Source organism: Caldicellulosiruptor sp. F32 (assembly GCF_000404025.1).
Taxonomy (GTDB): Bacteria; Bacillota; Thermoanaerobacteria; order Caldicellulosiruptorales; family Caldicellulosiruptoraceae; genus Caldicellulosiruptor; species Caldicellulosiruptor saccharolyticus.
This window is the reverse complement of sequence record NZ_APGP01000027.1, coordinates 46,047-68,285: the sequence shown is the minus strand read 5'-3', so window position 1 is coordinate 68,285 and position 22,239 is coordinate 46,047. Positions and strand designations below refer to the sequence as shown.

Annotated in this window: 35 protein-coding genes and 2 tRNA genes; 1 reads left to right on the top strand and 36 read right to left on the bottom strand. The window is 37.1% G+C overall.

Annotated features, from left to right (window positions below; all coding sequences use genetic code 11):
* Positions 1-85 precede the first annotated feature (85 nt).
* The 3 genes from H964_RS02270 to H964_RS02260 are packed head-to-tail and all read right to left on the bottom strand — an operon-like array spanning position 86 to position 4,524.
* Positions 86-2,293 carry a thiamine pyrophosphate-dependent enzyme gene (locus H964_RS02270; protein WP_039764325.1) on the bottom strand — a complete coding sequence of 736 codons (2,208 nt, stop codon included), beginning with the start codon at positions 2,291-2,293 and terminating at the stop codon, positions 86-88.
* Positions 2,290-3,309: a 2-oxoacid:acceptor oxidoreductase family protein gene (locus H964_RS02265; protein ID WP_039764324.1), complete on the bottom strand. Its 1,020-nt coding sequence runs from the start codon at positions 3,307-3,309 to the stop codon at positions 2,290-2,292. The genes H964_RS02270 and H964_RS02265 overlap by 4 nt, the downstream gene beginning before the upstream one ends.
* A gap of 30 nt (positions 3,310-3,339) precedes the next feature.
* Entirely contained in the window at positions 3,340-4,524 is a 1,185-nt protein-coding gene (locus H964_RS02260; protein WP_039764323.1) for a CCA tRNA nucleotidyltransferase, read from the bottom strand.
* Positions 4,525-4,655: 131 nt separating this feature from the next.
* Here H964_RS02260 and H964_RS02255 point away from each other — a divergent pair, with 131 nt between their 5' ends.
* Positions 4,656-5,456, top strand: a complete 801-nt coding sequence (locus H964_RS02255) for a histidinol-phosphatase HisJ family protein (RefSeq protein ID WP_039764322.1) — start codon at positions 4,656-4,658, stop codon at positions 5,454-5,456.
* Positions 5,457-5,460: 4 nt separating this feature from the next.
* Here the strand turns inward: H964_RS02255 and mnmA are convergent, their stop codons facing one another.
* The 33 genes from mnmA to rplV form a co-directional block, all read right to left on the bottom strand.
* Positions 5,461-6,546 (bottom strand): tRNA 2-thiouridine(34) synthase MnmA, encoded by a 1,086-nt coding sequence (mnmA, locus tag H964_RS02250; protein ID WP_039764321.1) that lies wholly within the window; start codon positions 6,544-6,546, stop codon positions 5,461-5,463.
* A gap of 24 nt (positions 6,547-6,570) precedes the next feature.
* The gene (gene nifU, locus H964_RS02245) at positions 6,571-6,954 is read right to left on the bottom strand and encodes a Fe-S cluster assembly scaffold protein NifU (protein ID WP_039764320.1); all 384 of its coding nucleotides are present in this window, start codon (positions 6,952-6,954) and stop codon (positions 6,571-6,573) included.
* Between the two features lie 2 nt (positions 6,955-6,956).
* On the bottom strand, positions 6,957-8,141 hold the full coding sequence (gene nifS, locus H964_RS02240) for a cysteine desulfurase NifS (RefSeq protein WP_039764319.1): 1,185 nt from the start codon (positions 8,139-8,141) through the stop codon (positions 6,957-6,959).
* A 64-nt stretch (positions 8,142-8,205) separates the two neighbouring features.
* Complete coding sequence (locus tag H964_RS02235) at positions 8,206-8,658, bottom strand: RrF2 family transcriptional regulator (RefSeq protein ID WP_039764318.1); 453 nt, start codon at positions 8,656-8,658, stop codon at positions 8,206-8,208.
* A gap of 249 nt (positions 8,659-8,907) precedes the next feature.
* Positions 8,908-9,285 (bottom strand): type II toxin-antitoxin system VapC family toxin, encoded by a 378-nt coding sequence (locus H964_RS02230; protein ID WP_051109287.1) that lies wholly within the window; start codon positions 9,283-9,285, stop codon positions 8,908-8,910.
* Positions 9,269-9,508: a type II toxin-antitoxin system Phd/YefM family antitoxin gene (locus H964_RS02225; protein ID WP_039764317.1), complete on the bottom strand. Its 240-nt coding sequence runs from the start codon at positions 9,506-9,508 to the stop codon at positions 9,269-9,271. Before H964_RS02225 ends, H964_RS02230 begins: the two co-directional genes overlap by 17 nt.
* A gap of 262 nt (positions 9,509-9,770) precedes the next feature.
* Positions 9,771-9,846: transfer RNA gene (locus H964_RS02220), tRNA-Glu, on the bottom strand.
* A gap of 4 nt (positions 9,847-9,850) precedes the next feature.
* Positions 9,851-9,924, bottom strand: a tRNA-Gln gene (locus tag H964_RS02215).
* Between the two features lie 150 nt (positions 9,925-10,074).
* Positions 10,075-10,416: a 50S ribosomal protein L17 gene (gene rplQ, locus H964_RS02210; protein ID WP_011917762.1), complete on the bottom strand. Its 342-nt coding sequence runs from the start codon at positions 10,414-10,416 to the stop codon at positions 10,075-10,077.
* A complete protein-coding gene (locus tag H964_RS02205; protein ID WP_039764316.1) occupies positions 10,413-11,387 on the bottom strand; it encodes a DNA-directed RNA polymerase subunit alpha in 975 nt (324 codons plus the stop codon). Before H964_RS02205 ends, rplQ begins: the two co-directional genes overlap by 4 nt.
* A 57-nt stretch (positions 11,388-11,444) precedes the next feature.
* Complete coding sequence (gene rpsD / locus H964_RS02200) at positions 11,445-12,071, bottom strand: 30S ribosomal protein S4 (RefSeq protein WP_039764315.1); 627 nt, start codon at positions 12,069-12,071, stop codon at positions 11,445-11,447.
* A gap of 23 nt (positions 12,072-12,094) precedes the next feature.
* Positions 12,095-12,487, bottom strand: a complete 393-nt coding sequence (gene rpsK / locus H964_RS02195; RefSeq protein ID WP_011917765.1) for a 30S ribosomal protein S11 — start codon at positions 12,485-12,487, stop codon at positions 12,095-12,097.
* A 19-nt stretch (positions 12,488-12,506) separates the two neighbouring features.
* Positions 12,507-12,881 carry a 30S ribosomal protein S13 gene (gene rpsM / locus H964_RS02190; protein WP_011917766.1) on the bottom strand — a complete coding sequence of 125 codons (375 nt, stop codon included), beginning with the start codon at positions 12,879-12,881 and terminating at the stop codon, positions 12,507-12,509.
* A gap of 23 nt (positions 12,882-12,904) precedes the next feature.
* The gene (gene rpmJ / locus H964_RS02185) at positions 12,905-13,018 is read right to left on the bottom strand and encodes a 50S ribosomal protein L36 (RefSeq protein ID WP_011917767.1); all 114 of its coding nucleotides are present in this window, start codon (positions 13,016-13,018) and stop codon (positions 12,905-12,907) included.
* Between the two features lie 27 nt (positions 13,019-13,045).
* On the bottom strand, positions 13,046-13,264 hold the full coding sequence (gene infA / locus H964_RS02180; protein ID WP_011917768.1) for a translation initiation factor IF-1: 219 nt from the start codon (positions 13,262-13,264) through the stop codon (positions 13,046-13,048).
* A 14-nt stretch (positions 13,265-13,278) separates the two neighbouring features.
* Positions 13,279-13,548, bottom strand: coding sequence for a KOW domain-containing RNA-binding protein (locus H964_RS02175; protein WP_013429983.1), 270 nt, complete (start codon positions 13,546-13,548; stop codon positions 13,279-13,281).
* A gap of 12 nt (positions 13,549-13,560) precedes the next feature.
* Positions 13,561-14,304 (bottom strand): type I methionyl aminopeptidase, encoded by a 744-nt coding sequence (map, locus tag H964_RS02170; RefSeq protein WP_039764314.1) that lies wholly within the window; start codon positions 14,302-14,304, stop codon positions 13,561-13,563.
* Between the two features lie 17 nt (positions 14,305-14,321).
* Positions 14,322-14,969: an adenylate kinase gene (locus H964_RS02165; protein WP_039764313.1), complete on the bottom strand. Its 648-nt coding sequence runs from the start codon at positions 14,967-14,969 to the stop codon at positions 14,322-14,324.
* Between the two features lie 37 nt (positions 14,970-15,006).
* Positions 15,007-16,314, bottom strand: a complete 1,308-nt coding sequence (secY, locus tag H964_RS02160) for a preprotein translocase subunit SecY (RefSeq protein WP_039764312.1) — start codon at positions 16,312-16,314, stop codon at positions 15,007-15,009.
* Between the two features lies 1 nt (position 16,315).
* Positions 16,316-16,759: a 50S ribosomal protein L15 gene (gene rplO / locus H964_RS02155; RefSeq protein ID WP_039764311.1), complete on the bottom strand. Its 444-nt coding sequence runs from the start codon at positions 16,757-16,759 to the stop codon at positions 16,316-16,318.
* 17 nt (positions 16,760-16,776) lie between these two features.
* Positions 16,777-17,283: a 30S ribosomal protein S5 gene (gene rpsE / locus H964_RS02150; protein WP_039764310.1), complete on the bottom strand. Its 507-nt coding sequence runs from the start codon at positions 17,281-17,283 to the stop codon at positions 16,777-16,779.
* Between the two features lie 20 nt (positions 17,284-17,303).
* Positions 17,304-17,672: a 50S ribosomal protein L18 gene (gene rplR, locus H964_RS02145; RefSeq protein ID WP_039764309.1), complete on the bottom strand. Its 369-nt coding sequence runs from the start codon at positions 17,670-17,672 to the stop codon at positions 17,304-17,306.
* Positions 17,673-17,688: 16 nt separating this feature from the next.
* A complete protein-coding gene (gene rplF, locus H964_RS02140) occupies positions 17,689-18,237 on the bottom strand; it encodes a 50S ribosomal protein L6 (RefSeq protein ID WP_011917776.1) in 549 nt (182 codons plus the stop codon).
* A gap of 33 nt (positions 18,238-18,270) precedes the next feature.
* Complete coding sequence (gene rpsH, locus H964_RS02135; RefSeq protein ID WP_011917777.1) at positions 18,271-18,669, bottom strand: 30S ribosomal protein S8; 399 nt, start codon at positions 18,667-18,669, stop codon at positions 18,271-18,273.
* A gap of 26 nt (positions 18,670-18,695) precedes the next feature.
* The gene (locus tag H964_RS02130; RefSeq protein WP_011917778.1) at positions 18,696-18,881 is read right to left on the bottom strand and encodes a type Z 30S ribosomal protein S14; all 186 of its coding nucleotides are present in this window, start codon (positions 18,879-18,881) and stop codon (positions 18,696-18,698) included.
* A gap of 26 nt (positions 18,882-18,907) precedes the next feature.
* Entirely contained in the window at positions 18,908-19,450 is a 543-nt protein-coding gene (rplE, locus tag H964_RS02125; RefSeq protein WP_011917779.1) for a 50S ribosomal protein L5, read from the bottom strand.
* Positions 19,451-19,477: 27 nt separating this feature from the next.
* Entirely contained in the window at positions 19,478-19,810 is a 333-nt protein-coding gene (gene rplX / locus H964_RS02120; RefSeq protein WP_011917780.1) for a 50S ribosomal protein L24, read from the bottom strand.
* Between the two features lie 20 nt (positions 19,811-19,830).
* Positions 19,831-20,199 carry a 50S ribosomal protein L14 gene (gene rplN / locus H964_RS02115; protein WP_011917781.1) on the bottom strand — a complete coding sequence of 123 codons (369 nt, stop codon included), beginning with the start codon at positions 20,197-20,199 and terminating at the stop codon, positions 19,831-19,833.
* 42 nt (positions 20,200-20,241) lie between these two features.
* Entirely contained in the window at positions 20,242-20,502 is a 261-nt protein-coding gene (gene rpsQ, locus H964_RS02110; protein WP_039764298.1) for a 30S ribosomal protein S17, read from the bottom strand.
* A gap of 25 nt (positions 20,503-20,527) precedes the next feature.
* The gene (rpmC, locus tag H964_RS02105; protein ID WP_011917783.1) at positions 20,528-20,746 is read right to left on the bottom strand and encodes a 50S ribosomal protein L29; all 219 of its coding nucleotides are present in this window, start codon (positions 20,744-20,746) and stop codon (positions 20,528-20,530) included.
* Positions 20,733-21,176 carry a 50S ribosomal protein L16 gene (rplP, locus tag H964_RS02100; RefSeq protein WP_039764296.1) on the bottom strand — a complete coding sequence of 148 codons (444 nt, stop codon included), beginning with the start codon at positions 21,174-21,176 and terminating at the stop codon, positions 20,733-20,735. The genes rpmC and rplP overlap by 14 nt, the downstream gene beginning before the upstream one ends.
* Positions 21,176-21,844 (bottom strand): 30S ribosomal protein S3, encoded by a 669-nt coding sequence (gene rpsC, locus H964_RS02095; protein ID WP_011917785.1) that lies wholly within the window; start codon positions 21,842-21,844, stop codon positions 21,176-21,178. The genes rplP and rpsC overlap by 1 nt, the downstream gene beginning before the upstream one ends.
* 22 nt (positions 21,845-21,866) lie before the next feature.
* Positions 21,867-22,235, bottom strand: coding sequence for a 50S ribosomal protein L22 (gene rplV, locus H964_RS02090; protein WP_011917786.1), 369 nt, complete (start codon positions 22,233-22,235; stop codon positions 21,867-21,869).
* Between the last annotated feature and the right edge of the window lie 4 nt (positions 22,236-22,239).

The window sequence follows — 22,239 nt, the reverse complement described above, 5'->3', positions numbered from 1 at the left end:
ATATAACTTGATTTTCTCATATTTTCTTTATGTTTTCGACTTTTTTCTTTAAATACCTTTATATTTTTCGACATTACAAACTTATCTACAGAAGGGGATGTTCATGTTTTGCCTTAAGCCTTTCCCATCTTCTGTCAATTTCCTTTTGGAATTCGTCTACAATATGTTTATATTCAGGTCTTGTAAGATGCCTTGTTCTTCCCATCATAGATAGCCACTCAATAACAGGAATCTTTTTCCCTTTTTTCTCAGGGTCATAAGTGATAATAGTTTTGCCATGATCAACTTCGTAAAGTGGATGGAAACAACAATCAACAGCTGCTTTAATTACTCTTCTTTCTTTAGATGGTTCATCTCCCCAGTTCAGTGGACATGCTGACAGAGCTTTAATGTAAACAAGTCCCTCTTCTCTCATAATCTTTTGTGCCTTTCTTGCTTTTTTTACAAAATCTATGGGATCTGACTCAGCAACAGTAGCCACATATGGAATATTTGTTGCTGCCATTATCTGTGGGGTATCTTTATGGAATGTTGACTTCCCAAACTGAGTTTTGCCAACATGTGAAGTTGAACTTGAGGCTCCATAGGGAGTTGTATATGAAAGTTGATAACCTGTATTCATATATCCACCATTGTCGTATTCAAATATAATCATCTTGTGATTTCTCAAAGCAGCTCCAATTGTTGGACCCATGCCTATGTCATTCCCACCATCACCTGTGACAAGAATAAAAGTAAGTTCTCTGTTTGGTATTTCTCCCCTTTTTTGACGCTGATGATACATCTCTACAAGTCCTGATAAAGTAGCAGCACCATTTTGAAATAGATTATGGATATAAGTTGTTCTGAATGCTGTTTGAGGATAAGCAGTTGTTACAACCATACCACAGCCTGTATGAAAAAGTAAAACTACATCCCCTTCAATACCTTTTAAAAGAAGATTCAAGTTTGGAAAGATTCCACATCCTGGACATGCCCCATGCCCTGGAACAATTCTTTTGGGCATTGCTGTCAAGTCGCGAGTATTTAATGCAATATTTTTTGTCCACTCAGCCTTTATTGGCTCCATGTATTTTCTGGGCTTATAGTTCTCATCTCCTGCATACGCTCCGATATAATCAAAATCTGGTATTTGTTTCTTATCCTCGTATGCTAAATATAAATCCTCAAAAATAGAAATGGCATCATCTAAAAAGAAATCTTTCCCACCAAGCCCATAAATCCTGCTAATTACTTTTATATCTGTCCTCAGCTCTTGCAGGGTAGCTTTTACCTCAATTGTCATATTGCCACCTTTTGCACCATAACTTTCTTGTCTATCTAATACAGCAAGGTATTTTACATTTTTGAGCAGCTCTTGGATTTCTTTTTTAGGCCAGGGCCGCAACACGTTTGTTGTTGCCACACCAACTTTGAGACCCTTTTGCCTTAAAAGGTCAACAGCTTCGCAAACGGTATCATAGCTGGAATTCAACACGAATATTGCAACTTCAGCATCTTCCATTTTGTAACCTTCAACCAAAGTATATTTTCTACCACTTATTTCATAAAATTCATCAAATACCTTAGGGATGACCTCATAAGCTTTGTCCATCGCCTTGCTAAGTTGATATTTGTTATTTATAAGGTCAGGTTCATTCATGTATGGACCAATTGTCACAGGATTTTCAGGGTCTGTTGCAACAATCCGGGGTGGTGGAGTTTTCCCTACAAACTCTTGAACATCTTCTTTGTTCTTAAAATAACTTACAACTCTTTTTTGATGACTTGTAAAAAATCCATCATACGCAACAATAACAGGCAAATTAACCTCAGGATGTTCGCTAATTTTTACTGCCATGATATTCATGTCATAAACCCTTTGAGGGTCTTTAGCAAGCAAAATTATCCACCCAGTATTTAATGTAAACATCAAGTCACTATGATCACCTTTTATATCTAAAGGTCCGGAAATTGACCTTGTAACTAAATTCAAAACCATTGGAAATCTTGTACCAGATTGAACAGGCAGCTGCTCTAATGCATACATAAGACCATTGGCACTTGTTGCATTAAAAACTCTTCCACCGCCTAAACTTGCTCCGTAGCAAATTCCTGCTGCCCCATGCTCGCCATCTGCTGCAATAAGCAAGATATCATGCTGACCATCTGCTCTCATCTGGTCAAGTTCTTCTGCAATTTGGGTTGATGGTGTTATAGGGTAATATCCCATGATATGATAATTTATTTGCGATGCAGCCAAAGCCGCCATTTCATTTCCGCTTTCAAAAATTGTTTCCTGAGGTTTTATCATGAATTTTCACCATCCTCATACCATTTCTCATATACATCAAAATCATGCTTGGCAGAAATTTTCTCAATGTCATGTTCTCTTTCAATTCCTTCAACAAGTGCTCCTGTTGGACAGACATCTACACATCTCAAACATCCTTTACAATATTGATAGTCTGGTCCTAAGTTGAACATTTTAGTTTTACCGTTTTCTGGAAATCTATCCCACACAAAGACATAATCAGGACATGTTGTTTCACAAAGACCACAATGGATACACTTTTCTTTTATAAAGATAGGAATTTTGCCTACTCTACTTGTAATGTTGTTTTTCGTAATAGTATTTGCATATTCAATAATCGTCCCACCAATTGGCGCATTTTTGTAGCCTATTGGACGTCTCTCTTCTTGATATTCCACATAAGGATATTTTCCATCATATTCAAAATATTCAGATTTTACTTCTTTATAACCTGCTTCAAGTCCAGCAAGATTTGATGGTATTGTTTGAGGATATTTTTTCTCAAAAGCCTCTTTAACCAACTCCTTTACGCTGTCTAAACTTATAAATCCAAGCATTTTTACTATTGCACCCAGCATTACCATATTAATTCTTGTCTTTTGTTCAAGAGCTATTTTAATGGCATCAATAACTGCAACAGTGCCGCTTGCAAGTTTTAAAAAGTCACGAGCTGCATACACATCTTTACTTGTATTCAGAATGACTATACCGTCTTTTTGAAGCCCTTGAGTGACTGGATTTGTATTTACCATATTTTCATGAAATATAGCTACCAAATGAGGTTTTACAACAGGCGAATTGATTCTTATTTGCTTTTCCTTTGGCGCAAATCTAATATATGATTTTACAGGTGTGCCCTTTTTCTCAGAACCGTAACTTGCAAAATTCAAAGCATTAAGTTCACTTCCAACAACTCCTGCCTCGGCTAAGATTTTTCCCGCAACATTAGCCCCAAGTCCGCCGATACTTTCAAGTCGAATTTCGTAGTATCCAAGTTCATTTGTGGTTGGTAGCATTGTTCATCTCCTCAATTAAATATTTGTTTATTAATTTTTACCCTGTTTAAAATATGAATTAACATGTTTTAAAATTTCATCTCTATTATTTTTCTCAGGATTGTGAAGAATATATTCATATATTATCTGTAATACGTTCCCCAATTCTTTGCCTTTTAACCCGAGCTTTAACAAATCATCACCCTTTATCTTAACATCCTTTTTGCTAACAAGCTTATTTTGGGCCTTTAAAGTACTAAACAGTTCCATCATTGTTTTATCTTCCTTTAAAATTGAAAGTGTAGAAATTATTCCTTCTGGCATCTTCTCTTCTTCAAAATATACCTTTTTTACGAGGTACTCTGTGGCATATTCAGAACTTAGATAGTTACATAGCTTTGTTGCAAGAGTGATATTTTTTTTATCAAATCTGAGATCTCTCATTATATCTTCCACCTTTTTTGGATCTTGGAAACAAGCAAAAAATGCCGGAATTTTGAACTCAGAAGGAATCAAATCAAACTCTGTTGAATGCAGAAAGCTGTATATTTTTATATATTCTGGAATCACAGTCTCTCCAACACCACTTTCATAAAGCAGTTTTATACCATATAAAGAGTTTTTGCTGCTGAGAATCTTTGAAAGTTCAGCATTTATTCTCTCCTTAGAGATCTTTTTCAAAAGGTCTTTTAAGAGCACAACACCTTCAAATGTCTTCTCATCTATGCTAAAATTAAGCTGAGTTGCAAACCTTATACACCTCAGAATTCGAAGAGCATCTTCAAAAAATCTCTGGTGAGGATTTCCAACACAGCGAACAATTTTATTTTTTAAATCATCAAGTCCGTTGAAATAATCAATAAGGCCCTCATCTGGGTGATATGCCAAGGCGTTTATCGTAAAATCCCTTCTCTTTAGATCCTCATAAAGACTGTTTGTAAACTCTACCGTAGGCCATCTATGATTTTGATATTCTTTTTCTATTCTAAGAGTTGTAACCTCAATCTTCACATTGTTTATTATGACTGTCACTGTTCCATGTTTTATCCCTGTTGGAATTGTCTTTTCAAAAAGTCTCATCACATCTTCTGGCTTTGCATCTGTTGCAATATCAAAATCCTGTGGAGTGGTACCAAGCAAATAGTCTCTTAGGCATCCTCCCACTAAGTATGCTTTGAAATTGTGCTGATTTAGCCTTTTTATCACTTGCATTGGTTCATCCTTTAGCTTTATCATAAAATCACCCTTTTTTACATTATTGTCATTGTCAATAAAATATCATACAATTTGATTATACGCAAAAACTATAGCCTGTTTCCAAATTTAATTGAAAGCCAAAAACTCTATTAAAAAGGAGATGACATAAAATGTTTGACTATCATATTCATTCAAACTTCTCATCCGACTCAAATATGAGCATGGAAGATGCTATCAAAAAAGCTTTAGAGCTTGGCCTTGATGAGGTAGTTTTTACTGACCACATGGACCTTTTATACCCGCCAGTTTCATATCCTATTTGGGACATAGACTATGAGGAGTACATGAAAGAATTTTATTCTGTCAAGGAAAAATACAAAGGCAGAATTAAGATTAAATTAGGTGCTGAAGTTGGTTTGCAACCACATTCTATAGAAAAAAGTTTGGAGATCTTAAATAGCTATCAGTTTGATTTCATTATTGCATCAACCCATGTTGTAGACTTTCAAGATTTGGCAGATGGCATTTTTTATACAGGCAAAACCAAAGAACAAGCTTTTTTGAGATATTTTGAAGAAACATTAAATCTTATAAAAATGTTCGATAAGTTTTGTGTCTATGGTCATCTTGACATTGTAAAACGCTATGGAAATTATGAAAATAAAGAATTGGACAGAAAAGAATATTGGGACCTTATAGATGAGATTTTAAAATTACTCACACAAAAGGGGAAGGGAATTGAAGTAAACACTTCAGGTTATAGATATGGCCTTCAGACGCCTCATCCTGAACCCAAGATCTTGAAAAGGTATTATGAGCTGGGTGGAGAAATTGTCACAATTGGGTCTGATGCTCACTCACCAAATTTTATCGCTTACATGTTTAAACCAACCATTGAGTTGCTAAAAGAGATTGGTTTTAAATACTTAGCAAAATTTGAAAACTTAGAACCAGTATTTATAAAAATATAGGCCCTCACACGAGGGCCTTTTCTATTATACCACCACCAACCACAATATCATTATTATAAAACACCACAGACTGGCCAGGTGTTATTGCACGCTGTTTTTCATAAAACTTGACAAGTACTTTATCATTTTCCATAGGTACGATTTTGGCTTTCGCCTCTTTAGCTGTATATCTTATCTTTGCCGTAACTTCTATTTCAGATTCTAATTTGTCAAATGGGATAAAATTCAAATCAGTCGCAATAAGCGCATCTGCAAATATCTTATCTTCATCCCCTAAAACAACCTTGTTTTCTTCTGGCTTTATAGCAACTACATACATTCTCTTGCCAGTTGAAATACCAAGTCCCTTTCTTTGTCCAATAGTGTAATTGTAATAAGCTCTGCTTTTTCCAAGGATTTTACCCTCTGTGTCTACGTACACACCATCTTCTCTAATCCCTGTTTCTTTTTCAATAAACTTGCCATAGTTATTGTCAGGAATAAAGCAAATCTCCTGTGAGTCTGGCTTTTTTGCAACAGGGAGCTTAAATTTTTCTGCAAGTTTGCGAACATCATCCTTTGAAAATCTTCCTAAAGGAAAAAGAGTTTTAGATAACATCTCTTGCGTCATGTTATATAACACATATGTCTGGTCTTTTTCTTTTGCTTTAGACCTTTTCAAAAGGTATCTGTTCAAACTACTGTCATATTCTATAACTGCATAATGACCAGTGGCAATATAGTCCATACCAATAGCAATCGCTTTTTTTAAAAAAAGTTCAAATTTAATTTTTCTATTACACATTATACAAGGGTTTGGAGTCCTACCTTTTATATATTCATCAATGAAATAATCAATTACCATTTTCTTGAAATCATCCTTCATATTGAACACATAGTATGGAATATCAAGTATATTAGCAACTCTGCGAGCATCATCCACTGCATAGATTGAACAACAACTCTTTCCCGTTATTAGATCCTCTCCACACTCGTTTTGCCAAATCTGCATAGTAGCACCGTATACCTCATATCCTTCTTCCTTTAAGATTGCAGCAGCAACAGAAGAATCAACACCTCCACTCATTGCAACAAGGACTTTTTTCTTCAAAAAATCTCACCCTTTTATACCAATTTAGTTTTGTGTTTGCTGCTTCTGCTTGCTCAAATAATCCTCTATTGCAGCCTTGATTGCCTCTTCAGCCAAAACAGAACAGTGAAGTTTGTTTGCTGGAAGACCATCTAACGCCTCTGCTACAGCCTTGTTTGTAATCTGTAAGGCTTCTTCAATAGTCTTTCCTTTTACCATTTCTGTTGCCATTGAACTTGTTGCAACAGCAGCACCACACCCAAATGTTTTAAACTTTGCATCAACTATTATACCATTTTCTATCTTAAGATACATCTTCATTATATCCCCACATTTTGGATTACCTACTTGAGCAACACCATTCGCATCCTCAATCTCACCAACATTTCGAGGATTCATAAAATGATCCAAAACCTTTTCACTATACATCTTTATCTGCCCCCTTTTTTCACCTTTTCATAGAGTGGACTCATCTCTCTGAGCCTTGATACGATTTCTGGCAAGACCTCTAAAAGATAATCTATATCTTCTTCCGTGTTGTCTTCACCTAAGGTTATTCTCAACGAACCATGCGCTACCTCATGCTCAAGCCCTATTGCCAACAGCACATGTGATGGGTCTAAAGACCCTGATGTACAAGCAGAACCGCTTGATGCCGCAATTCCTTTCATGTCAAGCATCAAAAGCAAACTCTCTCCCTCAATAAACTCAAATGAGAAATTAGCATTATTTGGAAGCCTGTTGTATCTATCACCATTTAGACGAACATAATCAATCTTGCTCAAAACCCCATCAATAAGCTTATCTCTTAGCTTTTGAAGTTTTGCAGCATACTCAGAGAGATTCTGAATTGCAAGCTCTATCGCCTTACCAAGTCCAACAATTCCAGCAACATTTTCTGTTCCTGCACGTCTGTTTCTCTCTTGAGCTCCTCCATGTGAAAACGGATGAATCTTCGTTCCCTTTTTTATATACAGTGCTCCAACCCCTTTTGGTCCATAGAACTTGTGAGCAGAAAGTGATAGCAGATCAACACCCAAATCTTTTACATCAACAGGAATTTGACCAACTGCCTGAACAGCATCTGTATGAACAATTATTCCTCTTTCTTTTGCTATTTTTGCTATTTCTTTAACTGGCTGAATTGTACCAATTTCATTGTTTGCGAGCATTACAGAAACCAATATAGTATCTTCTCTTATTGCTTCTTTGACTTTTTGAGGATCCACAATACCATTTGGCTCAACAGGAACATATGTCACTTCAAACCCTAAACCCTCAAGATATTTTAGTGGGTGCAAAACTGCATGGTGCTCAATGGTTGTTGTTATAATATGCTTACCTTTATCTTTATTTGCAAAGGCTACACCTTTTAATGCCCAGTTATCTGACTCTGTCCCACCAGAGGTGAAAAATATCTCTTGCACCTCTGCATTTAAAGCCTTAGCAACCCTTTCTCTTGCAAGCTCAATTGCTTTCTTTGCTTCTCTGCCAAGTCTGTATATGGTTGACGGATTGCCATACTGCTCTGTGAGATATGGCATCATCTCATCTAAAACTTCTTTTTTTAGTGGGGTTGTTGCTGCATGGTCAAAATAGATAATTCTTTCATGCATTTATATCATCTCCTATTATTTTTATCTTTATAGTAGAGTATCTACATCTATTATACCCTCATTTTTAAATATAAAACATATAAGACTCATTTGCTGTCATCTTTTTATAATCATCAACTAAGTCTTGCAACGTTATTGAGTCCACAACACTTTCGATTGCTTCTTTTACCTTCTCCCAAACTTTTTTTGTAACGCAAAAGTCCGCTCTTGGACAATCCACTTTTTCTATATCATCTATGCACTCAGCAGGCGAGAGTGACCCCTCAAGCGCCCGTAAGATCTCTCCTATAGTTATTTTCGACGGTTCTCGAGACAGCATATACCCACCTTGAGCACCTCTTATACTCTTCACAAGTCCAGCCTTTTTTAGAGTTGCAATTAGCTGCTCTAAATAATGTTCAGAGATTTCTTGACGCTCGGCAATGCTTTTGAGTGAAACAAGTCCTTCATCATAATGCAGTGCTAAATCAAACATTGCTCTTACACCATATCTTCCTTTTGTCGACAACCTAAACATTTTTATCTCTCCAATTCCGACTTGTATACTCGGTTTTATTTTATGATAACATGTTGAAGTTGTCTTTGTCAATACTTTTGCTAAATAAAAAAATCCATCTTTTTTAGATGGACTTTTTAAGTTTTTGTTATCGCTTTTTATATCCTTCTATTACTCTCTTAATACTTTTGCAAAAGAGAGTAGTGTTATAACTGCTACCTTGAGAACTTGTCTATGGCTTGATAATCGTATGAACAAAATCAAAAGGAGTTATTGTTTTGATATAAGCTTTTTAAACTTATCATCTCTTGTTATTAACCACTCTGCTTTGATTTTTTTGGCACATTGAAGTTGTAAAGCATCCCTTAAATCCTTTATAGCTGGATTTCTCAAAGCATCTTCTACATCCTTTTTAGTTATACCAACAAGTTTTACTATGCTAAGTAATGCTTCAATACCTTGACGCGCTTTTTCATTCCCTAAATTCTTGGAGATAAAATAATAAATATCTGTAACAGCAAAAGAAGGAATATACCCTTCCACAACGTTTTGCTCACAGTATTTTAACACTGTATACAAATCAGTGTCAAATGGTGCTCTTTTTAATAAAACATCCAAAATAACATTAGTGTCAATTAACACCTTCATGCTTTTTTAGCCTCTCATTCCTTATTTGTTGTACATCTATCTCTTTATTACCATAATTCTCCATCAAACCATATAAAAAATCCACAGCAGAGGTATCACTCTTTCTAATCGGTGTAAGCTTTGCTACTTTTCTACCATTTTTTGTAATAATAATCTCTTCTTTCTCAGCAAGTTTCAGATATTTCCCTACTCTCATTTTAAATTCTGTCGCATTCACAATCATAGCTATCACCTCATCTTAAAGCTTAGCTATTTTTATCGTAACACAAAATAATCATTGTTGTAAATCGTATTTTGACCACTTGAATGGTTTCTTTACCTGTCGTATAAAATGATATATGGCAAAACTAAAAAGGTGGGCATTCAAAATACCCACCCCAATTCTTGACAAAGAGCCTGATTGCACTTTTCAAAAATAATAAAATCGTCTGTCCTACTTTTCAAAGCCATTAGACAGACGAAGTATATTCTTTTGTGGATATAAATGGTAGCCCTAAGGGGATTCGAACCCCTGTCTCCGCCGTGAGAGGGCGGTGTCCTAGGCCTCTAGACGATAGGGCCATTTTGGCTGCGGGACTAGGACTCGAACCTAGACAAGGTGATCCAGAGTCACCTGTGCTACCATTACACCATCCCGCAACAATCAAAAAGCATATATTATATTAGCAGATATCTTGCACTTTGTAAATAGCAAAAATATATTCGTTGTTATTACATGGATTCGAATAATTACGCTATTGCAGATTACTATTAAATGAAAAGGTCAAAGAGGACTTTGCCTCTTTGACCTCACACCAGTTCTATATAAACCATCATTGCGCCGTCACCTTTTCTTGGACCAACCTTGATTATCCTTGTATAACCGCCATTTCTTCCTTGATATCTTGGCGCAATCTTCTGGAACAAATCATAAGCCACATCTTCTTCGTAAAGATACCCTAACACTCTTCTATATGATGCAAGGTCGCCCTTTTTAGCTATGGTGATGAGTTTTTCAGCTACTCTTCTCAAATCTTTTGCCTTTGCTTCTGTTGTCATTATTCTACCATGCTTGAACAACGATGTTGCCAAGTTTCTCATAAGAGCCTGTCTGTGGTCTGTATCGCGTTTGAGTTTTCTCAATTTGTTCATTTCTCTTCTTCCTCCTCCTTCGGCGTGCTATCGCTCTTTTTGAGGCTCAGTCCTAAGCTGTGAAGCTTTTGAATGACCTCTTCTAATGATTTTTTACCAAGGTTTCTTACCTTCATCATCTCTTCTTCTGTCTTGTTGACTAAATCTTCAACAGTGTTAATACCAGCTCTTTTGAGGCAGTTATACGACCTGACTGAAAGCTCAAGCTCTTCTATAGTCATATCAAGAAGTTTATTCCTTTTTGGTGGTTCTTGCTTTACAACTGTCTCGATCTTTGTCGGAATATTTGAAAGATCAGTAAACAGGTTAAAATGCTCAATCAAAATCTTTGCAGCAACTGTTAGTGCCTCATCAGGCCTGATAGTACCATTTGTCCAAATCTCCATTGTAAGCTTGTCATAATCTGTAACCTGACCAACTCTTGTATTCTCAACCTTATAATTTACCTTAGTAACAGGGGTGTAGATTGAATCAACAGGAATTACACCTATTGGCTGGTTTGATTGTTTGTTTCTCTCTGCAGGAACGTAGCCTTTGCCCTGATTCACTGTTATTTCCATAAAAAGTCGTGCGTCTTCATTCAGCGTTGCAATATGATGCTCAGGATTGCAAATCTCTATATCAGCATCTGCTTTTATATCCTTTGCCTTTACCTCACACTCACCCTGTGCCTCTATATACATTACCTTTGGACCGGGTGATGACATCTTGATTGCTAACCCTTTTAGGTTAAGAATAATCTCTGGAACATCTTCTAATACTCCTGGAATAGTAGAAAACTCATGGAGAACACCATCTATTTTTACCGCTGTCACAGCTGCACCAGGCAAAGACGATAAAAGCGTTCTTCTAAGTGCATTACCAATTGTGATTCCATAACCCCTTTCCAAGGGTTCAATGACATATCGACCATACTTTTGGTCTTGGCTTAACTCTTCACATCTAATTGTTGGTTTTTGAATTTCAATCAACTCAATATACCCTCCTTAAAAATAATACACCACAAACTGCTTTAGTGAGGGCATTTATTACTTGGAGTAGAGCTCTACAATCAAGTGCTCTTTGATTGGCATATCAATATCTTCTCTTGTTGGCAGAGCAATTACTTTACCTACAAGGTTTTCAACGTCCTTTTCAAGCCATTTTGGTGATGGTCTCTTTGCATATTTCTCTTTTATCTCAATAAATCTTGGTTTTGACTTGCTTTTTTCTTTTACTTCAATCACATCTCCAACATCAACAAGATAAGACGGAATATTTACAGTCTTACCATTTACTTTAAAGTGTGCATGCGATACAAGTACTCGTGCCTCACCACGAGATGCTGCAAAACCCAATCTATACACTACATTGTCAAGTCTTCTCTCAAGTAAAGACAAAAGATTTTCACCTGCAATACCCTTCATCTTCTCAGCCATCTCAAAATATCTTCTAAACTGAGTTTCCAAAACACCATAGATTCTCTTTACCTTTTGTTTTTCTCTAAGCTGCATACCATACTCAGAAAGCTTTTTTCTCTCTTGACCATGCTGACCAGGGGGGTATGGTCTTTTTGCAAACGCACACTTTTCTGTATAGCATCTATCGCCTTTTAAAAATAATTTCATTCCCTCTCTTCTGCATAGTCTGCAATCAGGTCCAATATACTTTGACAAGACAAAGCACCTCCTATAAAATTTTATACTCTTCTTCTTTTAGGTGGTCTGCAGCCATTGTGAGGAATTGGAGTAACATCTTTTATAAGCGTTACCTCAAGCCCTGCTGCCTGGAGTGCTCTAATCGCAGCTTCTCTTCCTGCACCTGGCCCTTTTACGTAAACTTCAACTGTCCTCATCCCATGGTCCATTGCCATCTTTGCTGCTTTCTCAGCTGCAAGCTGAGCGGCAAACGGAGTTCCTTTTTTTGTTCCTGAAAAACCGCATGTTCCTGCACTTGCCCATGCAATTGCATTTCCTGATGGGTCAGTAATTGTAACAATTGTATTGTTAAATGTTGAATGTATATGAGCAATGCCTTTTTCTACATTTTTTCTCTCAGAACGTCTAACTGTTCTTCTTGCTGGTCTTGCCATTCTTATTTACTCCTCCCTCTTACGATTTCTTTCTCATAACACCAACAGTTTTTCTTGGTCCTTTTCTGGTCCTTGCATTTGTCCTTGTTCGCTGACCACGAACAGGCAGTCCCCTTAAATGTCTTAAACCTCTGTAACATCTAATATCAATTAATCTTTTAATGTTTCTTGCAATCTCGGCACGAAGTTCACCCTCAACCTTGAAATTTTTATCAATATAATCTCTTATCTTAGCGACCTCATCATCAGTTAAATCCTTTACTCTCTTGTTTGGATCAACACCTGTATCTCTCAAAATCTGCTTTGACCTAGATAAACCTATACCAAATATATATGTCAGTGCAATTTCAATTCTTTTTTCTCTTGGTAAGTCTACACCTGCAATTCTTGCCATTCTAAAAATTCACCTCCAAAAAATTAACCTTGTCTTTGCTTATGCTTTGGATTTTCGCAAATTATTCTTATCTTACCCTTTCTTCTGATAACCTTGCATTTTTCGCAAATAGGTTTTACAGACGGTCTTACCTTCATTTTCTCTCCTCCTTCTTCAAAAAGAGTTTATTTTGACCTCCACACAATTCTGCCACGTGTCAGGTCATAAGGTGATAGCTGTACAACAACTCTATCACCCGGTAATATTCTAATAAAATTCATTCTCAGCTTACCAGAGACATGAGCAAGAACTTTATGCCCATTGTCAAGCTGGACTTGAAACATAGCATTCGGCAATGCTTCAATAACAGTCCCTTCTAATTCAATTACATCCTCCTTGGACAAGGCTTATCAACCCCCTACTCTTTTCTATTCTCAAATTCCTCTATCACCTTTGCAACCTCCGCATCAGTCAACTTTTTCTTGAGTATCTTTTCTTTTATCTCTTCGGAGACAAACTTGGTAGGTGCAATGTGTTTAATCTTTTTCTTCTTGGGCTTTTTAATCTTTCTCAATTTCCCATCTACAAGATACACATAACCATCATCGGTTATGTCAAATATAATAAAGAACCTATTTTTATCTCTCCCCATTTTGGACAGAACTATCTGCCCTATTTGAAGATCCATTTGAAAAACACCTCATAATGTAATTATCTCTGGTAAGCCCTCAGTAATTATGATAGTGTTCTCATAATGGGCAGAGAGCTTACCATCAAGAGTCTTTACAGTCCACCCGTCTTCTGCTGTGTAAACCTTGGACGTTCCTTCATTTACCATTGGCTCGACTGCTAAGGTCATGTTCTTGATAAGCCTTATCCCAACTCCAGCTTTACCAAAATTAGGGACCTGAGGTGACTCATGAAATTTTCTTCCAATCCCATGCCCCACCAAATCCCTTACTACACTGAAGCCACGGCTTTCTACATACCTTTGAATACTATTTGATATGTCTCCAACTCTTTTGCCAGCAACCGCGTTTTTGATACCTTCAAAAAAACTTTCTTCAGTAGTTTTTATAAGTAGCTTTGCTGTTTCGGAAATCTCCCCCACAGCAAAGGTCCTTGCTGCATCAGCATGAAGGCCATCTACACAAACTCCTACATCTATACTGATAATATCTCCACTTTCCAACCTTCTCATACTTGGGATTCCATGAACTACCTCATCATTGACTGAAGTACATATAGAGGCAGGATACCCATACAGCCCCTTAAATGATGGTATCCCGCCATTTTTAATTATATACTCTTCAGCAAATTCATCAAGCTCTTTTGTAGTAACGCCAGGCCTTATCAAATTCTCCAGCTCTTTTAATACCTTTGCTACAATCTTACCTGCGCATCTCATACTATCAAGTTCAGCCTCAGACTTAATAGTAATCATTTTCTGTCCCTTGCTCCTTATTCAACTCCAAGAGCTTTTAACACTTCTTTTGTTGTATCAGCAATTTCTTCTTGACCTACTGCTGTAACAAGCAAACCCTTATTTTTATAGTATTCTATCAGAGGTTGAGTCTGTGCATGATAGACCTCTAAACGCTTTTTTACTGTTTCTTCTTTATCGTCTTCTCTCTGGTAAAGTTGCCCACCACATATATCACAAATACCTTCTTTTTTGGGTGGCCTATAGATGACATGGAAGCTTGCACCACAGCTTTTACAGATTCTTCTTCCTGACATTCTCTCTAATATTTTTTCATCAGGTACTTCAATATTTAAAACCTTGTCAATCTTTTGCCCAAGATCAGCTAAAACCTTTTCTAAAGCTTCAGCCTGGGCAATTGTCCTTGGAAATCCATCAAGCAAAAACCCATTTTTGCAATCATCTTGCATAAGCCTATTCTTGACAATTTCAATTACTATCTCATCCGGCACAAGAAGTCCTTTGTCCATATATTCCTTTGCCTTTTTGCCAAGTTCTGTCTGGTTTTTTACATTTTCTCTTAAAATATCCCCTGTTGAAATGTGGGGAATCCCAAATCTACTGCTAAGGTACTCTGCTTGTGTACCCTTGCCTGCACCTGGTGCACCTAAGATTATAAGTCTCATCTTTTTTATTACCTCCACCAGTTAAAATGAACTCATTTTAACTCAAGAATCCCTTGTAGTGTCTCATGAGCATTTGAGCTTCCATTTGTCTTATTGTCTCAAGCGCAACACCCACAACAATCAACAAGCTCGTTCCACCAAAGTATATATTTAGCTGGTGTCTGAACATAAGCCCAACTAAGGTTGGCAAAATAGCTATAAATGCTAAAAACAGTGCGCCAGCAAAAGTCACTTTAGAAAGCACACGTGTAATAAAATCCACTGTTGGCTTTCCTGGTCTGATACCAGGTATAAATCCTCCATTATTTTTCAAGTTATTAGCAATCTCCACTGGATTGAAAACTATTGCAGTATAGAAATAAGTAAAGCCTATTATGAATAAAGCATAGAAAAATGTATACCAAAATGACCCCGATGAGAAATACGCTTTTACAAATTTGTAAAAGCCAGAATTTGGGAAAAACTGAGCTATTGTGGTCGGTAACATAACAAGTGATATTGCAAAGATTATTGGTATAACCCCTGCAATATTTACTTTAATAGGAATATGAGTGCTCTGTCCACCGTATACTTTTCTTCCAACTATTCTTTTTGCATACTGAACTGGAATTCTTCTCTCTCCCTCTTGGATTACAATTATAAAAACAATTATTGCCAATGCCATAACTAAGAATAAAAGCACGCCAATAATACTTGTCAGCGAAAATTCATTTAACTTTGCGACATAGTTCCAAAGCGATACTGCTCCATTTGGAATTCTCGAAATAATTCCAGCAAAAATCAAAAGCGATATACCATTACCAATACCATTTTCTGTTATCTGTTCACCAATCCACATCAAGAATACTGTACCAGCTGTTAAAGCAAGTGTTATTGTTATAAATCCTAAAAATCCCTGGCCTTGTGTTGTGATAACAGGAACTCCACCTGTCAAGCCTGTTGCATTCTTGAGTCCAAAATAAATACCAACCGCCTGTAAAAATGCCAAGATTGCTGTACCATATCTGGTCCATTCAGCAAGCTTTTTTCTGCCCTCTTCGCCTTGTTTTGCAAGCTCTTCTAAAGCCGGTATAGCAATTGTCAAAAGCTGCATGATAATAGAAGAGTTGATATATGGTGTTACACTCATCGCAAATATACTCATATTTTTAAATGTTCCGCCAGCAACAACATCAAAAAAACCAAGCATCGTAAGGTCGTTAATAACCTTTGCTAAAGCATCCCTATCTATATAGGGGACTGGGATGAACGCCCCCAGTCTGAAAATGAGTAGCATAAAGAGTGTAAAGAGGATTTTTCTTCTCAGGTCAGGTAGTCTCCACGCATTCTTAATTGTTTCAAACACTTTAAATCACCTCTACCTTTCCTCCAGCTGCTTCTATCTTCTTTCTTGCACCTTCTGACACCTTCTGCACCCTTACAATCAGCCTCTTTGTGAGATCTCCTTTACCGAGTACTTTCACTCCGTCCTTCTCTATCTTGCTAATAACTCCTTCTTTGAGTAAAAGCTCAGGTGTAATTACCGTGTCATTTTCAAATCTTTCAAGTTTTTCTACATTAACTTCAGTATACACCTTTTTATTTATATTTTTAAAGCCCCTTTTCGGAATTCTTCTGGTAAGCGGCATCTGTCCACCCTCAAAACCTGGTCTGACACCGCCGCCTGAACGAGCCCATTGACCTTTATGACCTCTTGTTGATGTCTTACCATGACCAGAGCTTTCGCCTCTTCCAACTCTTTTTGGCTTTTTCTTAGCACCTGGCGCAGGTTTCAGTTCAAAAAGTTTCATAAAGCTTGCCCTCCTTTTTATTTGAGTATCTCTTCTAAGGTCTTTCCTCTAAGTCTTGCAACCTCTTCAGGTTTTTTGAGCTGCTTTAAAGCTTCAATTGTTGCATGTACAACATTAGCCGGGTTGTTAGATCCAAGGCTTTTTGTTCTAATATCTTTAATTCCTGCAAGCTCACAAACAGCTCTTACAGCACCGCCTGCAATAACTCCAGTACCCTCTGGAGCAGGTTTAATCAATACCTTTGATGCTCCAAAATCGCCAATTGCTTCATGTGGTATTGTTGTACCTACAATTGGTACTTCAATAAGATGCTTTTTAGCATCTTCAATAGCCTTTCTTATAGCATCAGGTATCTCAGCTGCCTTGCCGTGTCCTGCACCAACATGACCGTTCTCATCACCAACAACCACTATAGCTGAAAATTTAAGCCTCTTACCTCCCTTTACAACCTTTGCAACCCTATTTATATTAACAACTCTTTCTTTCAAATTTAATTCCTTTGGATCAATTCTCTTTTGAACCAAGCTCTATCCCTCCTTCAAAATTAAAACTCAAGACCAGCTTCTCTTGCGGCATCAGCTAATGCCTTTACTCTTCCATGATATGGGTAACCGCCTCTGTCAAATACAACCTTTGTTATTCCCTTTTCTTTTGCCCTCTCTGCAATAACTCTTCCAATATACTGTGCTGCCTCGATAGATTTTGTAGATGTCAATCTTGACTTAATCTCTGGTTCAAGTGATGACGCTGCAACTAAGGTGTGACCTTTCTCATCGTCAATTATCTGAGCATATATATATTTCAAGCTCTTGTAGACACAAAGACGAGGTCTTTCAGCTGTGCCAAAAACCTTCTTTCTAATTCTTTTGTGACGTATTAGCCTTTTTTCATTACGATTCACCTTTTTATACAAGCCCAATCACTCCCCTCTATTTCTTACCGCCTTTGCCGGCTTTTCCTTCTTTGAGTCTTAATACTTCATCTGCATATTTAATACCTTTACCCAAATATGGGTCAGGTTCACGTACCTTTCTTATATTTGCAGCAAAGTTGCCAACTTGCTGCTTGTCAATTCCTTTTACCACTATTCTGTTCTGGTCAGGAACCTCGATAGTTATTCCCGCTGGCTCTTCAATCTCAACAGGATGAGAATAACCAACGTTTAAAATAAGTTTTTTCCCCTGTTTTTGTGCTCTGTAACCTATTCCAACAATTTCTAATACCTTTTCGTACCCTTTTGTAACACCCGCAACCATGTTAGCAATAAGTGTTCTTGTAAGACCATGGAGTGCTTTGTGGTGTCTTTCATCAGAAGGTCTCTGCACTAAAATCTGATTATTTTCTATCTTAACTATCATCTCAGGATGAATCTCTTTTGTCAAGCTTCCTTTTGGACCTTTTACGGTAATGACATTGCCATCTATTTTAACTTCAACACCGCTTGGTATATCAATAGGTTTTTTTCCTATTCTTGACATCATTTCACCTCCAACAAAAATAAAGTCTTATTATTACCAGATGTAGCAGAGAACCTCTCCGCCAACCCCTTCTTTTCTTGCCTTTTTATCCGTCATTATGCCTTTAGATGTAGAAATAATAGCTATTCCAAGTCCTCCTAACACTTTTGGAAGCTCATCTTTACCTGCATATACTCTTCTTCCGGGTTTTGAAATTCTCTTTAGACCTGTGATTGCTCTTTCCTTGTTAGGACCATATTTCAACTTTATTCTTATAATTCCATTTTTTCCATCGTCAATAATTTCATATTCTTTTATAAAGCCTTCTTCTAACAAAATCTGAGCAATAGCCTTTTTCATCTTTGATGCTGGAATATCAACAACTTCATGGCGAGCATTATTCGCGTTTCTAATACGTGTGAGCATATCTGCAATTGGGTCTATTACGTACATTTTATTACCTCCTTCCTAATTAAAAATTACCAGCTCGCTTTCTTAACACCCGGTATCTCTCCATTATGAGCAAGCTTTCTAAAACAAAGTCTGCAAACGCCGAACTTTCTCAAATACGCTCTTGGTCTCCCACAAATTTTGCATCTATTGTAATACCTTGTTGAAAATTTCTGAGGCCTTTGTTGTTTTATAATCAGCGCCTTTCTTGCCATTAATTACCCTCCTTATCTTTTAAAAGTTAACTTGCAAATGGCATACCTAAAAGTCTTAAAAGCTCTTTTGCTTCTTCATCAGTCTTTGCCGAGGTGACAATTGTTACCTCAAGCCCTCTAATCTTATCAACCTTATCATAATCAATTTCAGGGAAAACAAGCTGTTCTTTAAAACCTATTGAATAGTTTCCTCTTCCGTCAAATGATTTGTCAGACACGCCTCTAAAGTCTCTCACCCTTGGCAATGCAAGGTTTATCATTTTATCTAAAAATTCATACATTCTATCTCCTCTTAATGTCACCATACAACCTATTGGCATCCCTTTTCTCAATTTGAAGTTTGCAATAGACTTCTTTGCTCGAGTGACAATTGGTTTTTGGCCAGTAATTGCCATCAGATCGTTCACAGCTGCTTCTAATGCCTTCGGATTATCCTTGCCCTCGCCAAGTCCAATATTTACTACAATCTTGCCAAGCCTTGGCACTTGCATAACATTCTTGTATCCAAACTTCTGCATCATCGCAGGAACAACTTCTTTGTAGTACTTTTCTTTAAGCCTTGGTGCCATAAATGTTACCTCCCCTCACTTTGGCTATTAATCTATAATCTCACCACATTTTTTACATGTTCTAACTTTCTTCTCTTCTTCTCCCTCTTGAATGAACCTGTGACCTATGCGTGTTGGTTTGTTGCACTTTGGACATACAAGCATTACCTTACATGCCCAAATTGGTGCTTCTTGAGTAATAATACCACCTTGCGGCATCTTAGGATTTGGCCTTACATGCTTCTTAACAATATTAACACCCTCAACAACAACTTTTTTGTCTTTTGGTAAAACAGTAAGAACTTTGCCCTGTTTTCCTTTGTACTTGCCTGAAATTACTACAACTGTATCCCCTTTTTTTACATGAACCTTGTTTGGCATGGCTTTCCCTCCTTAAAAGCTTATAGAACTTCTGGTGCAAGAGACACAATCTTCATGAAATCTTTGTCTCTGAGCTCTCTTGCAACAGGTCCAAATATACGTGTACCTCTTGGTGTTTTGTCCTCTCTTATCAAAACTGCTGCATTGTCGTCAAACCTGATGTAAGTCCCATCTTCTCTTCTGATACCTTTTCTTGTTCTGACAATAACAGCTTTTACAACATCACCTTTTTTAACAACGCCACCTGGTGTTGCATCTTTAACAGAACAAACTATAATATCACCTATGTTAGCAAATTTTCTATTTGAACCACCAAGCACTCTTATACACATAACCTCTTTTGCGCCAGTGTTATCTGCAACCTTTAACCTTGATTGTGGTTGAATCATTACTCAATTTCCCTCCTTTTAAAACCTAAGGTTTGGTTTTAATCATTTTGCTCTTTCTAAAATCTGCACAACTCTCCATCTCTTTTCTTTAGAAAGCGGTCTTGTCTCCATTATTAAAACCTTGTCACCAACTTTGCATTCATTGTTCTCATCATGTGCTTTAAATTTAGTTGTTCTTTTTATAGTCTTTTTATAAAGAGGATGCTGTACCAAAGTTTCTACTGCAACTACAACGGTTTTGTCCATTTTATCGCTAACAACAACGCCAATTCTTGTCTTTCTCATGCCTCTCTTTTGCTCCACTTAAATTCCCTCCTCAGAATCTACTTTATTTTGCATTTTTATTCGCTTTTTCTTGTTCAAGTTCTCTTTCTCTTAGGATTGTCTTTATTCTTGCAATTGTTCTTTTAACCTCTCTAATTCTCATTGGATTTTCAAGCTGGTTTGTTGCAAGCTGAAATCTCAAGTTAAAAAGTTCATTTTTCAACTTCTTTAGCTCATTGTGAAGCTCTTGATTTGTCATCTCACGAATCTTAGACGCCTTCATTTACCTCACCACCCATTTCCACATCTTGTCTTGAAACTATCTTACACTTTATTGGTAGTTTATGGATAGCAAGTCTTAAAGCCTCTTTTGCAACCTCTTCATCAACACCGCCCACCTCAAACATAACTCTTCCTGGTTTTACTACTGCAACCCAGTACTCAGGCGAACCTTTACCAGAACCCATTCGTGTCTCTGCAGGTTTTCTTGTCACAGGCTTGTCAGGAAATATCTTTATCCAAACCTTACCGCCTCTTTTTATATGTCTTGCAATAGCCACTCTGGCTGCCTCAATCTGATTGCTCGTAATCCAACCTGGCTCTAATGCCATAATACCAAAATCACCGTATGCAACAAAGTTGCCTCTTGTTGCTTTTCCTTTCATTCTGCCACGCTGTTGTTTTCTGTACTTGACACGCTTTGGCATAAGCATTATTTATCTCCTCCTTTTTCAGCAGCTGCTCCTTTTTGCGGCAACACATCGCCTTTATATATCCACGTTTTAACACCAATTCTTCCGTATGTGGTATGAGCCTCTGCAAATCCATAGTCAATGTCTGCCCTTAAAGTCTGGAGAGGAATTCTTCCTTCCTTATACCACTCAGTTCTTGCAATGTCAGCACCGCCAAGTCGGCCAGATACCATCGTCTTGATACCTTTTGCACCACTTCTAAGTGCTCTTGCCATTGCTTGTTTCATAGCCTTTCTGAATGAAACTCTCTTTTCAAGCTGAGCAGCAATATTCTCTGCAACAAGCTGTGCATCAAGCTCTGGTACCTTAATCTCCTTTATATCAAGTGAAATTGTCTTTCCACCTGTAATCTTTTCAAGCTCTTTTCTCAAAGCCTCAACACCAGAACCTGCTCTTCCTATAACAATCCCCGGTTTTGCTGTATGAATTATAACTTTTATTCTCTTTGCAGCTCTTTCTATCTCAATTCTTGAAATTCCTGCATTGTAGAGTTTTTCCTTAATATGACGTCTGATTTTGTAGTCTTCAAGTAAATACTTTTCAAAATCTTTGTCATTTGCAAACCATCTTGAATCCCAGTCCTTGATAATCCCAAGCCTAAACCCCTTTGGATGAACCTTTTGACCCATTTATTTCCCTCCTTATCAAAAGTTACTCTCTTTCTTTGAGTACAACTGTGATATGGCTTGTTCTTTTTCTAATCAAGAAGGCTCTTCCTTGTGCTCTCGGTCTTATTCTTTTTAGCATAGGTCCACCGTTTGCATAAATCTCTGCTATATAGAGTTTATCAACATTCATGTTATGGTTATTTTCTGCATTAGCAATCGCCGACTTTAGAAGCTTTTCAACAAACCTTGCACCTCTTTTTGGTATAAATTTCAATATATTCAAAGCTTCTTGTACAGGTTTATTTCTGATAAGATCAATAACTATTCTGACCTTTCGTGGCGATATCATTGCATAGCGCAAGGTAGCTGTTGCCTTTTTCACTTCAGTATTTGTATTTACAGCCTTTTCCACAAGC